13 protein-coding genes are annotated in these 15,233 nt (G+C 60.6%); 10 read left to right on the top strand and 3 right to left on the bottom strand.

All coding sequences use genetic code 11. The annotated features are described in order from the left end of the window. The first annotated feature begins 1 nt into the window (after nt 1). From Enr8_RS17045 to Enr8_RS17030, 4 genes are all read left to right on the top strand, one after another. Entirely contained in the window at nt 2-304 is a 303-nt protein-coding gene (locus Enr8_RS17045) for a hypothetical protein (protein ID WP_146433747.1), read from the top strand. Between the two features lie 111 nt (nt 305-415). Then, nucleotides 416-781, top strand: coding sequence for a hypothetical protein (locus Enr8_RS17040; protein WP_146433745.1), 366 nt, complete (start codon nt 416-418; stop codon nt 779-781). A gap of 162 nt (nt 782-943) precedes the next feature. Next, nucleotides 944-1,333 carry a BlaI/MecI/CopY family transcriptional regulator gene (locus tag Enr8_RS17035; RefSeq protein WP_146433743.1) on the top strand — a complete coding sequence of 130 codons (390 nt, stop codon included), beginning with the start codon at nt 944-946 and terminating at the stop codon, nt 1,331-1,333. Beyond that, nucleotides 1,330-4,902, top strand: coding sequence for a M56 family metallopeptidase (locus Enr8_RS17030; RefSeq protein WP_146433741.1), 3,573 nt, complete (start codon nt 1,330-1,332; stop codon nt 4,900-4,902). Before Enr8_RS17035 ends, Enr8_RS17030 begins: the two co-directional genes overlap by 4 nt. On the opposite strand, the gene uvsE is transcribed toward Enr8_RS17030, so the two are convergent. Next, entirely contained in the window at nt 4,892-6,073 is a 1,182-nt protein-coding gene (gene uvsE, locus Enr8_RS17025) for a UV DNA damage repair endonuclease UvsE (RefSeq protein WP_146433739.1), read from the bottom strand. The two genes, Enr8_RS17030 and uvsE, sit on opposite strands and share 11 nt — an antisense overlap. Nucleotides 6,074-6,278: 205 nt before the next feature. Between uvsE and Enr8_RS17020 the strand changes: the two genes are divergently transcribed. From Enr8_RS17020 to Enr8_RS17000, 5 genes are all read left to right on the top strand, one after another. Beyond that, entirely contained in the window at nt 6,279-7,649 is a 1,371-nt protein-coding gene (locus Enr8_RS17020; protein ID WP_146433737.1) for a hypothetical protein, read from the top strand. Nucleotides 7,650-7,760: 111 nt separating this feature from the next. Next, a complete protein-coding gene (locus Enr8_RS17015) occupies nt 7,761-8,582 on the top strand; it encodes a hypothetical protein (RefSeq protein ID WP_146433736.1) in 822 nt (273 codons plus the stop codon). A gap of 301 nt (nt 8,583-8,883) precedes the next feature. Beyond that, on the top strand, nt 8,884-10,359 hold the full coding sequence (gene guaB / locus Enr8_RS17010; RefSeq protein WP_146433734.1) for an IMP dehydrogenase: 1,476 nt from the start codon (nt 8,884-8,886) through the stop codon (nt 10,357-10,359). Then, nucleotides 10,295-11,617, top strand: coding sequence for a hypothetical protein (locus Enr8_RS17005; RefSeq protein WP_146433732.1), 1,323 nt, complete (start codon nt 10,295-10,297; stop codon nt 11,615-11,617). The genes guaB and Enr8_RS17005 overlap by 65 nt, the downstream gene beginning before the upstream one ends. 254 nt (nt 11,618-11,871) lie before the next feature. Continuing rightward, the gene (locus Enr8_RS17000; protein ID WP_146433731.1) at nt 11,872-12,291 is read left to right on the top strand and encodes a hypothetical protein; all 420 of its coding nucleotides are present in this window, start codon (nt 11,872-11,874) and stop codon (nt 12,289-12,291) included. Nucleotides 12,292-12,419: 128 nt separating this feature from the next. On the opposite strand, the gene Enr8_RS16995 is transcribed toward Enr8_RS17000, so the two are convergent. Beyond that, nucleotides 12,420-13,151 carry a UvrB/UvrC motif-containing protein gene (locus tag Enr8_RS16995; protein ID WP_146433729.1) on the bottom strand — a complete coding sequence of 244 codons (732 nt, stop codon included), beginning with the start codon at nt 13,149-13,151 and terminating at the stop codon, nt 12,420-12,422. Nucleotides 13,152-13,287: 136 nt separating this feature from the next. Then, nucleotides 13,288-13,719: an alternative ribosome rescue aminoacyl-tRNA hydrolase ArfB gene (gene arfB, locus Enr8_RS16990; RefSeq protein WP_146433727.1), complete on the bottom strand. Its 432-nt coding sequence runs from the start codon at nt 13,717-13,719 to the stop codon at nt 13,288-13,290. Between the two features lie 93 nt (nt 13,720-13,812). On the opposite strand from arfB, the gene Enr8_RS16985 reads away from it, so the two are divergent. Continuing rightward, nucleotides 13,813-15,213 carry a PQQ-binding-like beta-propeller repeat protein gene (locus tag Enr8_RS16985; protein ID WP_146433725.1) on the top strand — a complete coding sequence of 467 codons (1,401 nt, stop codon included), beginning with the start codon at nt 13,813-13,815 and terminating at the stop codon, nt 15,211-15,213. Nucleotides 15,214-15,233 lie beyond the last annotated feature (20 nt).

Here is a 15,233-nt window from a genome sequence, read left to right as displayed (position 1 = left end):
GATGCCACGGAAATGGGCGAGTCGAGTGGTTTGGGGGCTGTTGCTGCTGGTCGCGACCGGCGGTTCGGTGCAGGCCGAATGGAGTTTCTACAACCCGTTCGCCAGCCAGCCGGCGAAGAAGAAGCCAAGCCAGCCGTCGTTCTTCAGCAAGACGGCCGACTTCCTCAATCCGTTTAATGACGCCGACGATAAGCCGAAAAAGAAAGAGAGTGGTTCGTTCTGGGGGTCGTGGTTCGGTCCGTCGGAACCGGAGCCATTGCCGCCGGCGACGGTTGGCGAGTTCATGGGGTTGCCGCGTCCCTGACGCTTGCGCCTGCATTGCCAGCGATCGCCCAGAAATTGGTCTAGACGCGGTTCGCCGTTTTTGACACAGTCCGCGGCGCAACTGATGGGCCCATTGGGGAAGGAGCGAGTCATGTACCAAAAATCGATGAAACTGGCGTTGTTAGGTTTGTTCGTGCTGACGCTGTCGGCGGCTCCCGCCCAGGCCGAATGGGGGCTCTACAATCCATTCGCCAGCAAGCCGGCCAAAAAGACCGCCAAGAAAGAACCGAGCACGCTCTCGAAAATGAATCAGAGCACGCAGCAGTTCTTCAGCAAGACGGCGGACTTCTTGAACCCGTTCAACGACGGCGACGAGAAGCCGAAGAAGAAGGTGGTGCCGAAGATCTCCCGCAGCAAAGAGTCGACTTCCTGGTGGAGTTCGATGTTCGGCGGCGGCGATCCGGAACCGCCGGAAACGGTCGATCAGTTTATGTCGCTCGATCGCCCGAAGTTCTAAAAGCGGTCGACAAACGAATCAACGAAAAGGCGGATTGCGAAAGCAGGCCGTCTTTTTTCGTGCGCGCTGCTTCTCTCTCGGCGACGTTCAACAATTCGCTTGACGGATGACTACATTTGTGGTCATATTTGACTACAGTTGTAGTCAAGCGAGGTCAACGCGATGCGAGATTTGCAGATTTCCGACGCCGAATGGGACGTCATGCAGCAGGTTTGGGCGGCCGAAAGCTGCAAGGCCGCCGACGTGATTCGCCAGTTGAGCGAAACGCACGACTGGAATCCCAGCACGATCCGCACGCTACTGGCGCGGTTGGTCGAAAAAGGGGCGCTGAAGTACGAGGTCGACGGCGCCAAGTACATCTACCGCGCCGCGGTTTCTCGCGAACAATGCGTTCGCCGCGAAAGTCGCACCTTTCTCGAAAAAGCGTTCGGCGGCGATGTCGGAGCGCTACTGAATCACTTTGTTGCGGAATCTTCCCTCTCGCCGGAGCAGATCGATCAGCTCCGGCGATTGCTCGCCGAACAACAGTCAGGAAAGGGGAAACGCACATGATCACTGCGATTGCTTGGGTCGGACCGATGATTTGGCGGGCAACCTGGCAAGCCGCCATCCTGGCGCTGGTCGTGACGATCCTGGTTCGCTGTTGTGGCGAGCGACTGGCGGCGAAGTGGCGTTTTCTGCTGTGGGGCGTGGTGCTGCTGCGACTTGTTTGCGTCGTTACGCCAGCAAGTCCCTGGAGTCTGTTTAACCTGACGCGCTGGGAAACGGCGGAGCCTGCGCAGGTTGTCCAGCAAGAACCGCCGCGCGTGGTAACCGTGCGAGCGCCAGTTGGCCAATCGCCTGCGCCTCCGATCGATGAGCCGCCGCCGACGGAGAACCTTGCTGACCCTGCTTCACCGGCGAAACCGAGCGAGGCGGCGCTTTCCCCCTTCCCGGTTGCAGATTCTCCGGCAGCGCCGCCGCAGACGTCGTGGTTTGATTTTGGGGACCTCGTCGGCTGGTTGAGTTTGATTTGGTTGCTGGGCGTCGTCATCAGCGTGGCCCAGTTGGCCCTGGCGTCTTGGCTACTGCGGCGGCGGCTTTCGGCGTGTCGTCCGATTGAAGACTCTGTGCTGTTAGCCCGCTACGATGAAATTTGTCGTCAGGTTGGTCTTCGCCGCCTGCCGCAGCTGTTGGTAACGCCGGAGCCGCTCAGTCCTTGCGTTGTCGGTACCTGGGCGCCGCGGGTCATCTTGCCCGAAGCGGTCGTGACGGAGGCGACGCAAGAGCGGCTCGACCATGTTCTTGCGCATGAGTTGGCGCACTTGCGCCGCGGCGACCTGTGGACCAATTGGCTGTTGCTGGCCGGCCGGGCGCTCCACTGGTTCAATCCGATCGCCTGGTGGGCGTTTGTCGAAATGCAAGCCGAGCGAGAAGCGGCCTGCGACGAGATCGCCGTGGCGACGCTGCAAGACTCCGACCGCGCTTCCTACGCCGATACCTTGATCGAATTGGCGGCCAGCTTTTCGGCTAGCGGCATTGCGCCAGGGCTGGTCGGGCTCTTCACTTCCAAGTCGCGGCTGCAAGCTCGCGTCGAACGGCTCCTGAATTCGCCGGCCTCGCCGCTGAGAGCGTCGGTCGCAATGCTCCTGCTGGCGGTTACCGGACTGTTGGGGCTAACCGACGCGTCGCCGCGGGCGGTTGCACAATCGTCGGCCGAATTGACGCCTAGCGAGAAGCGGGAGACGGGGGGTGACCATGTGATCCGCGGGACCTGCGTCGATGAGCAGGATCGTGCGCCCCTGAAAGGGATCACGGTGACCCTGTATCGACTGCGGGGACAAGCCGGGACGCCAGAGCAAATCGGCGCCACTCTGACCGATGTGGAAGGGAAATTTGAATTTGCCGGCCTCGAGCCTCCGCGCCTTGGTCATCGTTTGGACTACTTGCAATATGACTGCGTGGCGACGGCGCCTGGCTGGCCAGTCGGCAAAACGTTTTACGATCAGATCGACGGCCAGATGATTCCCACGATTCGGATGACGAAGGAAACGACGAGCTTGCGCGGGATCGTGACCGATGCCGACGGGCTGCCGATTGCCGGCGCGACGGTATGTCCGTATGCCGCCTATAATCGGCCGCTGCCGCAGATGGCAGCGGCGAAGACCGATGAGCTGGGGGCGTTTCGCATCGATGGCATCGGCGTATTTCGCTGGTCGGAAGATAAACTCGTGCCGACCCGGGTTTCGATTCGACATCCGGACTATCCGCCCGGTTCCGGCGAGTCAGAGACGCTGCCGGCGGTGATTCTGGCGACAATGCCGAAAGGGTGCGTCGTGCAAGGGAAAGTGATCGACGGCGAAACGGGCCAGCCGGTCGCCGGCGTCGAGGTGACCGCGTCGACCAAGTCGTACACCAGTCCGCCCCAGACCGTAGCGACCGACGCCGCCGGGAAGTTTCGGATGGTGGTTGCCGAGGATAACTACGTCTTCCGCGTCGGCGCCAAAGATCGCGTTGCGGTTGCGCTGGGCGAACAAGATTGTTCGGCCGGCCAGGTCGTCAATTTGCCTGACTTTGTCTTAATGCGGGGAGGGTTGATTGAAGGTCGGGTGATCGACACGTCGACCGGCGAGCCGATCGCCCAAAACCAATCGGGCAAGCCGCTGCTGGTGGGACTCTTCGGCCCGGCGGAACTTTCCAGTCAGCTCGCCAGCGCCAGCGTATTGGCGACGGTGGACCCTCAAGGGCGTTTCCAAATGCGTGCCGCGCCCGGCGACAACTTTCCTTACGTCTTCAACATGCATGCCGATCGGATTTCTTGGGACACCGAGAAGCAGCCGCCGGTCATCGTGAAAGCGGGCGAAACGACCCACTACGATTTGACGATCACGCCGGCGGTTCTGCCGGAAGAAAAAGTGAAAGCGGCCGAGGCCCTGATCGCCCGACTGCCGGAAGATAAGGGAGAACGTACCTCCGAAATCTTGCGAGAGCTTCGCGAGCCGAACGGCGACGCCTTCGAGGATTGCGAGCGTTGGACGCGGCTAGTTCGCGAACTGGTCAAGATCGGTCCGGCGGCCGTACCGCAGATCACCGCCGAGCTGGATCAAGCCGACGACGAAAATCGACTCCGCAAGCTCAGCTTCGCCTTGCGTGCGATCGGCGATCCCAGCGCTGTGCCAGCCCTGATTCGGGCAATTCCGCGTACGCTCCGTCGTCCGAGTAGCGACTGCGGCATCAAGGTGGTCGACCAGGGCTTGAATCAGTTCATGCAAAAACATGACCTGGATGAGCAGGATCGGGGATCCGATTTTGGCTATGGGCGACCGGTTCGCGAAGTCTTCGGCGCCTTGCAGAAGCTGACGGGCCAGGACTTCGACGACAAGTCGGTTTACTCGATCCATCTCAGCGAGGACCCACGGCGTCAGGAAATGCAGCGGCGTCGCTATGAGCGCCAGGCCGAGGGTTGGCGCACCTGGTGGGAAGAAAACTGGCGATCCCTGACGCAAGACGCTTCGCTGGCCAACGTCGGGCTACGGCTGACCGAAACGCCAGTCGTGTCACAGCCAGAATTGTTGGGCCCGACGGCGAAATCGGGAGATGGCGTCATCGGCATGCGGCTGTCACCGCTGCGAGAGAAAGGAAAATACGTCGACTACTTTATCGACCTGGATACCGGCGAACAGCCGCGTCCGCCGCAAGCGTTCGTCAAGCCCGACGCCCCGCCAACCGAAACCGAAGTCGCGGCTTGGGCGGCACAGCAGGGAATCGATTTGATTTGCGTCCCTTACAAGACGGCGGCAGGAAAGGAAATGCTCGCCTTGAAAGCGATCGGCATGAAAGTTCGCGAGCTTAGTCCGTCCGAACTGCGGAACCTGGACAAGATCCTCGCCACCGGAAAATTGCCGGCTGGACAGCCGGCTGGCGAATTGTTGATTCACGTTGACGCGGAAACCAAGCAGCGGAATCCCGACGTTGACTCGGCCTTTCTCTTTACAACCAAGGAGGGAAGCTTGGGACTGATCGAAACGAGAATGTACGGTCGCGGACGTTCCAGCGCGGCGTCGCTATTCGATCCGAACGGCGACGCCGCGGGACCGACGTCTCGCAGCGTGTTGTTTGATATGCATGAAATTATTCCGTAGCGTTTCCACTGGCGATCAGTTCTTCCTTCGCACTTCGCGAAAGTCCCTTGATCGCCAACTCCCGTTTTAGCGCCGCGCTCTTGTTCGGCAGCGACTCGTGATAGACCAGCTTCACCGGCAACCGGCTGCGGGTGTACTTGGCGCCTTTGCCGGCGTTGTGCACCGCGATGCGGTTTTCCAGTTCGTTGGAGACGCCGGTGTAGAAAGAGCCGTCGGCGCACTGGACGATGTAAGCCGACCAGGTTTCGGCCAGTTGCTTCTTTAGTTTCAGGACCGCCAGTTCTTTTGCTTTCGCTTCGACTTCGACCGTCAGGTCCAGCTCGCGCCAACAGCCGGGGAAGTCGGTGACGTCGATGTAGTCATGATGCCGCTGCGGCTTGGGGCCCTTCCAGCCTTCTAGCGGGCTCGACAGGTGAAACATCGGCTCGCGGTTCCAAGTGGCGAGCGCCGCGTTGGTCGCTTCCTCCTCCGACATGCCATCCGGATTGCAGCGATGGTGGTGGATGTCGTAGACCAACGGAATGCCGGTCGATTGGCACAGCGGCAGCAGGTCGGCCGGCGTGTAAGTGACGTCGTCGTTCTCGACCGTCAGTCGGCTGCGGGCTCGTTTGGAGAGTTGCGAGAGCGTCTCGGCAAATCGCCCGAGCGCCGCTTCCTTGTCGCCATAGGCGCCGCCGCCGTGGATGTTGACTACGTCGGCACTGACCCACTGGGCGACTTCGCTTTGATACTCGAGTTCGGCTATCGATCGCTGCACAACTTCTTCGCGCGGCGAGTTGAGCACCAAAAATTGATCAGGATGAAAACAGGTGCGGACGTTATGCCGCTTGGCGAACTTGCCGCACGCCTTAAAGCGTTTGACGATCTCGTCGCCGTGCGGCAGTTCTTCCATCGCATAGCCGCAAGTCTCGTGCGTCTTCAGCGGCAAGATCTGGCTGTTGATCCGAAAGCAGCCAATCCCCTGCTCTGCACAATACTCGAGCGCCCGTTGCAGCGCTTCGGCGTTCGCCAGACACAGCCCCGACAGCTTTTTCACGCCGTCTTTGCGCGACATCCCGCTGATCGACTTGACGGTCGTATTGCGAAATTTGATCGGCTGCTGTTGGAAAATGCAGCAGAGGCCGAGGCGAACGCCGGCGGCATTGGTAGGCGCGGTGGTAGGCTTGGTCATAAGGGGCGTAACAATCCGAAATCCGATTTCGTGGCAATTTCATCCTGGGGCGAACGAATGTCTGGTAAGAGTCTAACCGCGAAAACTCGGCTGATTAACGGGGCTGCGGGCCGAGAATCGCGTCCCCCCGGTCGTGTGCCGACGCCTTGCCCCGCGTCTGGCTGGCGAGCAATAATTAAAGAAATGCGCCCAATGGAGAAATGCGATGCCCACCAATCTATTCGGCAAATTGCCGACCGTTAGCGAACTGCTCGACAAGCCGCAGCTGAAGAAGTTGCGCGAGACGATGAATCCGGCCGCACTGGTCAGCAATGTCGGCGTCTATCTCGATCGCTACCAACGCGATTTCAAGTCGCGCGTCGCCGACTTTCCCGCGCCTAAGTTGCACTACCTGGCCGAGTCCCTCTCGCGGTGGCTCTCGGGCGACGCCCCGGCCGGCATTCGGGCGGCGATTAATGGGACCGGCGTGGTGCTGGCTCCCGAGCTGGGCAAATCTGCACTTCCCGAGCGAGCGATCCAAGGCGCTTATGCTCGCCTGCGCGATTACCACACGACGCCGCTCGAAGCTCAGGCCGAAGCGGTCCGCCTGATTACCGAACTGACTTCCGCGGCAGGCGCGGCGATCGTCAACACCCGGACTGCGGCGCTGCACCTGACGCTGAACGAATTGGCGGCAGGTCGCAAGATAATGGTTGCCCGGGGCGAACTGGGAGAAACGTTCGACGGGCTGCACCTGCCGAACTTGCTGACCGCGGCCGGCGTTCGCCTGGTCGAAGTCGGGGCCAGCAACAGCGCCACGATCGCCGACTATGAGAAAGCGCTCGACGACGAAACGGCGGCGATTCTGTCGATCGACGCCAGCAACTTCGCTGGGGCCGCCAATGCCGCCGGTCCCAGTCTGGCCGAACTAGCGGCCCTCGCCAAAAAGCGGGGCGTGCCGCTGCTCCGCGATGTAGGCGTCGGCGGGCTACAAAGCCGGGAAGAGTACGAGCAATTTGGCGTCGATAGCGCGGCGGCGGCGATCGCCCATGGCGCCGATCTGGTGATCGCCGCCGGCAATCACTTGCTGGGCGGTCCCGAAGCAGGTCTGATCCTGGGCCGCCAGAAGTGGATTGACCAGATTCGGGGCGGCGCCCTGTTTCCACTGGTCGCCTCTTCGCCGCTCGAGTTGGCCGCGCTGACCGAGACGCTGGAAATCTATCGGATGGGTGAGATGGTCGCCGACGAGATTCCGCTGCTAGCGCTGCTGACCACCACGATCGAAAACCTGGAACTACGAGCCAATCGTCTGGCCGAGCAGATCCTCGCTTCTCCGCTGGTTGAGTCGGTCGCGGTCCAGCCCTGCAAGTCGCACCTGCTGCCAGGCAGCATGCCGATCGATTCGGTTTGTGTGCAGGTCCTTCCGGCCGATGGTGATGTCGCGGCGATGCAGCAGCGTCTGCAGGAGAATCTCTATCCGCTATTCACTCGCCAATCTGGGGGGCAGCTAGAGGTCGATCTGCGGACCACGTTCCCGCGGCAAGACTTTCTGATCGCTGGCATGTTTCCTCTGGGGCTCGAAGAATCCCCCAAATAGACTGTTTGTTCGCGAAGATCGACGTGGTTTGTTGCGATGACTGCTCGTTCGGCGTAGTTTAGGGAGATTCTGCGGCCTTGAGGCTTTCGGTAAATTAGTTTAGTGGGCGAAATGTCACGACTCGCGATTTTGATCTGGCTGACGACCGCCTCGGTTTGCGTGGCGCAGGATCTGCCTGATTTATTGACGCCCCACGATCACCACGAATGGGCGCGGTTCGCTCCCGGCTCGTGGAAGAAGTTGCGACATACCAGCCAGGCCTTCAAAGACGGCGTCGCCGGCCCCATCAGCGTTTCGACGCAGACGATTCGGCTGAAAGAAGTGGGTGACGATTACGTCATTCTCGAGACAGCGTCGCAGTCGGAAGTTGGCGGCCAGGTCTTCGACAAGCCGACCCTGACGTTCCGCAGCGGACTAAGTGGCGAGCCCGATCGCTATACCGCGACGGTAACTCCTGGCGATCAAGAGGCGATCTCCGTCAACGGCATCGCCTATCCCTGTCAGCTGCGAAAAGTGGTGATTACGGGACAAACCGAGCAGGTCAGTGGCAACGTCTTCTACTGTCCCACGACTGCCCCCTGGGTATTACGGCGGCGGTTTGAGGCCCGCGAGATCGGGGGTGATACGGTCATCAAGACGATCGCGACCGATCCGATCGCCCTCGATATGCCGTACCCAGTGCTGGCCGAGAACAAAACGGTCGCCTTTTTCCGGACGCGGATCGTGGTGCCCGAGAAAACGTCGACTACGTCGGTCGAGATTCACTGCGCCGACGTCCCAGGGTTTGTGGTCTCTAGCTCGACCACGACCAACGACGCCGCCGGAAAGACCCTGAACCGGACCACAATCACGCTGGTCAGCTACGAGGCGAAGCCGGCTGAACGCAATCCGGCGGCGGCTCGGCGCCGCGGACTCTTCCGCCGCAATCGCTAACTGCCTGATGGAAAATGCCCTCGTGGCATTTTCCAACCTCGCCAGGCTCAGAGCATAGCTCTTCGCGGCTCGCAAAATAACGACTTCCGTCGCTATTTTGGGATCGCATCCCTGCGATCCAGCAGCCGGTTGAGAAAATCAACGGACTGCTAACGCGGCCTCTTCTGAGGGAAAACTGGGCAAAATCGCCCCCTTTCCGGGCTGCGACTCACCGTGAGAGCGTTGCCAGCATCGCCGTTGCCCGCCATAATTGCGGGTTTACCCCCACTGCTTCGATCACGCTAGATTCGGGAGCCGCGCCATGGACGAGATCTTCGCCAAAACCGCCATCACCTTTGACGATGTTCTGCTGGCGCCGCGTTACAGCGATTTCGTGCCGTCGGAAGTGACGACCGAGACCCACCTGACCGCCAACATCAAGCTGAACATCCCGCTGATCAGCTCGCCGATGGATACGGTCACCGAAAGCGCCATGGCGATCGCTCTGGCAAAAGAAGGCGGTCTGGGGGTGATTCATAAGAATCTCTCGATCCAGACCCAGACCGAAGAAGTCTACAAGGTCAAACGCTCGGCCAACGGCATCATCGTCGACCCGGTGACGATGCGGCCTGACGCGCCGGTCGAAGAAGCCCGAACGGTGATGCAGCAGCATAACGTCTCGGGAATGCCGATCACGCTAGCTGATGGCAAGCTGGTGGGGATCCTGACTCGCCGCGATCTGCGGTTTTTGGAGTCGCAATCCCTTCGTATCGAAGAGGTTATGACCAAAGACAACCTCGTCACCGCCACGGGGACCGTAACGCTTGCGGAAGCTGAGCAAATTTTAACGGCTAAAAAGGTGGAGAAGCTTTTACTGGTTGACGATGAATACAAACTGACCGGTCTCATCACGATCAAAGACATCGACATGATGAACCGGTTCCCTCAGGCGTCGAAAGATAGCCTGGGGCGGTTGCGAGTCGGCGCCGCGGTCGGGGTGATGGATTTTGAACGAGTCCAAAGCCTGATCGACAACAGCGTCGACGTGTTGGTCGTCGACAGCGCTCACGGCCACTCGAAGAACGTGATCGAGACGGTTCGCGAGATCAAGAAGAACTGGCCAATCGACGTTGTGGCGGGAAACATCGCCACCGCCGAAGGTTGTGCCGACCTGATCGAAGCGGGCGCCGACGCGGTCAAAGTGGGGATCGGACCTGGTTCGATCTGCACGACTCGAGTGGTCTCCGGCGTGGGGGTGCCGCAAATCACCGCCATTCGCGACGCCACCGTGGTCGCAGCCAAAAAAGGGATCCCAATCATCGCTGACGGCGGCGTGCGGTTCTCTGGAGACGTTTGCAAAGCGATCGCCTCGGGCGCCAGCGTGGTCATGATCGGCAGCTTGTTCGCCGGTTTGGCCGAGAGCCCCGGCGACGTCATCCTGTACCAAGGTCGAACCTTCAAGGCGTACCGCGGTATGGGTTCGCTGGGCGCCATGGTGAAAGGCTCGAAAGAGCGTTATCGCCAAGGCGAAGTCAGCGACGGGGGCAAACTGGTCCCCGAAGGAGTCGAAGGGCGCGTTCCCTTCAAAGGAAATTTGAGTCCGTTCGTGTATCAGCTTGTCGGCGGCTTGCGTGCCGGGATGGGCTACTGCGGTACGCGAACGATTGAAGAACTACGCAAGGACGCCAAGTTCATCCGGGTCACACCGGCCAGTGTTAGGGAAAGCCATCCGCATGACATCGCCATTACTCAGGAAGCGCCGAACTACAGCCCGGACGTTCATCAAAACGACAACTAACGCGCTGTGTGGTGCTCTCGTTCTTTTTGCGGCGGCCGATCTGTGGGCCGCCGATGGTCAGCCGCAAAGCCATCTGCAATGGCGTCGCTCGACCAAAGTTTCTTCCGCTCCGGAACTCGCCGGCCCGGCCCGGGTCAACGCTCCGGTGGCGCTGAAGGCCGTAAAAAATCAACCGACGCCGGCTGTCGCCGGATCGGTTCGCCCGGTGGCCCACGTCGAGCTGAACGCTCCGAATAGCCCCGCGATGGTTCGCAAAGCGAGCAACCTCTCCCCCGCTGACCCGTTCAACGATCCGTTTGGCGATCAGCTGACCGCCCTGCAAGAAGAAGCGCCGGCTCAGCCGAAGCCGAGCCGTTTCGCCGCTCCGCAGCCTTTGGGCCCGGCCGGCGACGCCGAACCGATGCTCGAAGAGCCGCAACCGATGGCCCCGCCGGCGATGAGCGTTCCGGACTTGCCGATGCCGTCGGCCAGCGATCGCCAGCCGATGGAGCTGGGCCCCGATGGATTGCCGATTCGTCCCGCTCCGCCCGAGCGTAAACCGTGCGGCGCCGTCTACAACGAACGCAACTGCTGCGACGATCTGGACGCCTGCAGCGACATCGTCGCTCGCCTGAAAGCGTTCAAGCTGCCGCAGATCAACCTCGACATGACGCCTGCCTTCCGTCCGGACGAAGAAGACCCGGAACTGGCTGAGGAGATGAAGAACGAAGCTCTGTCGGCCGCTCCGGCTCGCAGCTGGACGTTGCTTGACGGCCAGGTGGTCGCCGAAGGCCGCATGCTCGACTTCAAAAATCAACGCGTCCTGGTCGACACCGGCCGCGAGATCAAGCGATTCGACCTTCGCGACCTAAGTGCGGACGATCGTTGCTTTGTCGCCGCTTACTGGGACCTGCCGTACGAATGCGGTTGGTCGGACGCTCCATTCGAGGGGCGTCACTGGTCGCCGACCGAGGTCAACTGGACCGCTTCGGCCCTGTGCCACAAACCGCTTTACTTTGAAGAACGAGGCCTGGAACGCTACGGTCACATGACCGGACCGATTACCCAGCCGTTCATCTCCGGCGCCCACTTCTTTGCGAGTGCCGCCGTCCTGCCGTACCAAATGGGGATGTATCCGCCGACCGAGTGCCAGTATGCGTTGGGCTACTACCGCCCGGGCAACTGTGCTCCTTGGCTGCTGCCGCCGGTTCCGATCAGCCTGCGTGGCGCCGCCGCTCAAGCGGGCGCCGTCATCGGGGCGGCCTACTGGATCCCCTAACCAGCTACGAAGCGTTGCTACTTGGGAGCGATTGGAAGAAGCGGCGAGATCGTCTGATCTCGCCGCTTTCGCTTTCTTGGGAAGTTTTTTGACGCGCCCCAAGATCGCGACAAAAATAGCGAATAGGGTTCGGAGGGCGGGTCCTGCCTGCCGAGATCGCCAACGTATCCACCGCCAAGCAGCTTCGCGCCGAGAACATTTGGCAGGCACGGCCTGCCCTGCGCGTGCGACCACTTCGCCTGGGAGAGTCCGTTATGCGTCACGCTTGTCGCCATGCCTATCGCCATCAGCCGTATCGCTATGAGTCGGAAGCGAAGTTTCTCGGGCTGCCGCTGGTCAGCGTCGCCTATGGGGGCGAGGGAAATTCGCAAATGGGAATCGCCCACGGCATTTTCGCGATGGGGGATGTGGCGATCGGCGTCATTTCGATCGGCGGCGTGGCGATTGGCATCGTCTCAGTCGGCGGCGTGTCGGTTGGCGCGTTGGCGATTGGAGGGATGGCGTTTGGCATCTTGGCGGCCGGCGGTATCTCAATCGGACTCTTCGCCGCCGGCGGTTGTGCCTTGGGCGCGGTGGCGATTGGCGGATGCGCCATCGGCTGGCATGCGATTGGCGGCGCGACGACGCGGATTCCGGAGTTGCTGTCGACCGCGATCAGTTGGCGCTTTTGGTAAGGGACCGTGTGCCACTGCTGGACAAGCCAGCAGTGGCACACGATGAAGACTAGTTGCAGAGATTGTAGGGCAGGCCGTGCCTGCCGAGATCGAACCGGTCACCACCGGCCGCCGCGGCCTGTCCTACTTTACCGTTCGCGCTTTGAGATCCGGTCGCGAATCTGCGCCGCTCGTTCGTACTCTTCGCGGGCGACCGCTTCGGCCAGTTGTTCCTGCAGCGTTTGGCCGACTTCGTATTGGCTGCGAAGTTGTTCGCGCAGTTCGACCAGGCGTTTGACCAATTCGTCGCTGTCGTACTCGTCTTCCAGTTCAAAGTCGACGAAGACTTCCCGCATCTCATCCAGGCCGAGATTGATCACTTCGATCGCTCGCTCCGGCGTCAGGTCGGTCAGCGTCGACAGCGCCGCCGCTTGAATGCGATGGAACAGCACAAAAGGCCGAAACTGTTCGTGTGAGTCGATCCACTCGTCGTCGCTGGAATGATCGCGGCAGATGTCCATCAGCAGCAGGGTTTGATCGGCGTCTTTGACGGCCCGCTGGTATTCGCGCAAACCGAGCCAGCAAATGCGGCGATGATAGAACTGGATGAACTCGCGATCGATCTCGGTGCAATCGCCGTCGGTCAGCGTGTAGTTCGGATCTTCATCGATCCGCTGCTGCAAGTAGTCGGCGTAGGTGGTGAAGCCGAACGGCTCGGTCCCATCGGGACGGCCGGCCACTTCCATCTGCATCAGCCCCATCTCGATCCGCATTTGCACGACGTCGCGACTATCGTCGCCAGATACGATGCGCGCGCTGAGATGTCCGTTTTCAAACGGCCAGTCGTTCAGGATGAAGTCGATGTGCTCAGGATTTTCCATAGTCAAATTATAGCGCGCGCAGGCCGGATTTCGGTAGGCGGCGCGAATTTATCGAATGCTCGGGCGTTAGGGGGAGATTTGTAGTGCTTATAGAAGCGATGACGGCCCCCCGGGCGCTTTGGCGGAACATCACGCGCTATTCAGACGAAGGGCCAGGAGATCGTCGCATCTTCTTCGTTTCGCTCCGCTGCTTCTTGGCGGTGATTCGCCGCTGGACCGAACCGCGACTGGGACGCGTGGCGTGCCGGGTTTTCTCGCGGGCGGCCGAGTCGAGCAAGATGACGCGGAGTTTCTCGAGACAGCTATCGATATTCGTTCGCTGGTCGCGGCTATTATCATCGCTGATAACGATTTCCCCATTCTTGTTGATTCGCCCGCCCCAGCGCGTCCGCAGCCGCTCTTTGACGCGATCGTCGATGTGCTCCGACTGATCAAACGCCCAGCGCAGCATCGCCTTCGAGTTGACCTTGTTCACATTTTGGCCGCCCGGGCCGCTGCTGCGCGCAAAGGTAAACTTCAATTCCGCCATCGGAATCTGGATCGAGTTGTTAACGCGTAATTTGGGCATCAAAGCACCTGGGAAAGAAATCTCTCGATTCTCATTGTAGACTGGTAGTCAAATCGCCGCTTCCGTGAAACCTGCCTGCCCAACGATCCTGCCATGAAAAAAACAAAAAACGCCGTACTCGCGGCCTGCGTGTCACTCGTTTCGCTTTGTCTGTTTTCGCTGCCTGCGGTGGCCCAAGAGACGCTTCCGCCCGACTTGGGCACGCGCCCGCAAGGAACCGATTGGCCGATTTTTCTGGGCCCGTCGCACGACAGCAAGTCGACCGAAACCGGTTTGACGACACCTTGGCCCGAAGCGGGACCGCGCGTCGTTTGGCAGCGCCCGCTTGGAACCAGCTACGGCATTGGATCGGTCAGTCGCGGACGGTTCTTCCAGTTTGATCGGTACGACGATGTCGAACGGCTCAGCGTGCTTAACGCGGAGACCGGCGAACAGCTCTGGAAGTTTGAGTATCCAACGTCGTACGAAGACTCGCTCGGCTACAACAACGGCCCGCGGACTTCGCCGATTATCGACGGCGATCGCGTCTATATCTACGGCGCCGAAGGGAAGCTGCACTGCCTGCAGATCTCGACCCAGAAACTGATATGGAAGGTCGATCTGAGCGAAAGGTTCGGCGTCGTCCAAAACTTTTTTGGGGTTGGCAGTTCGCCGGTGATCGATGGCGATCTTATTTTGGTGATGGTCGGCGGCAGTCCGCCAGAGTCGCATCAGTTCGGGCGTTTCGATCTCGATCGCGTGATTGGCAAAGATAGCGGCGTGGTCGCCCTCAACAAACGGACGGGCGAAGTGGTCTATCACATCAGCGACGAACTGGCCAGCTACGCCAGCATGACCTACGCCGAGATCAACGGACGCCCGTTTGCGTTCGCCTTTGCCCGCGGCGGCTTGTTGGCGTTTCATCCCGAGACCGGCGTCATCGATTTCCACTTCCCCTGGCGAGCCAAACTGCGCGACAGCGTCAACGCCAGCACGCCGGTGATCGTCGGGGACGAAGTTTTTATCTCCGAGACGTACGGTCCTGGCAGCGCCCTGTTGAAAGTGAAGACCGGCGGCTACGACGTCGTTTGGGAAGACGATCCGAAAAAACGGGACAAGGCGATGCAGACCCACTGGAACACCGCCGTCTATCACGACGGCTATCTCTATGGATCAAGCGGTCGCCACAGCAACAACGCCGAGCTGCGCTGCATCGAGTGGAAGACCGGCAAAGTGAAGTGGAGCGTCCCCGGCCTGGCCCGCTCTTCCCTGCTCTACGTCGACGGGCACTTCGTCTGTCTGAGCGAAGATGGCGTTCTGCGGCTGATCAAAGCGAATCCCGAGAAGTACGATTTGGTCTCCGAAACCGATCTACGACAAGCGCCCGAGCCAGGCGCCCGCGTTCGCCCCCTGCTAACGTACCCGGCCTGGGCGGCGCCGATTTTGTCGCATGGGCTGTTGTATGTACGCGGCGACAATCGGTTGGTTTGCTTGGAAGTGATTCCGAAGAAATAGTCCGACACTAGCCCGCTGCG

The sequence above is a fragment of the Blastopirellula retiformator genome (assembly GCF_007859755.1).
Taxonomy (GTDB): Bacteria; Planctomycetota; Planctomycetia; order Pirellulales; family Pirellulaceae; genus Blastopirellula; species Blastopirellula retiformator.
The sequence above is the reverse complement of the archived record's forward strand: the minus strand, read 5'-3'. Positions and strand labels throughout refer to the sequence as shown.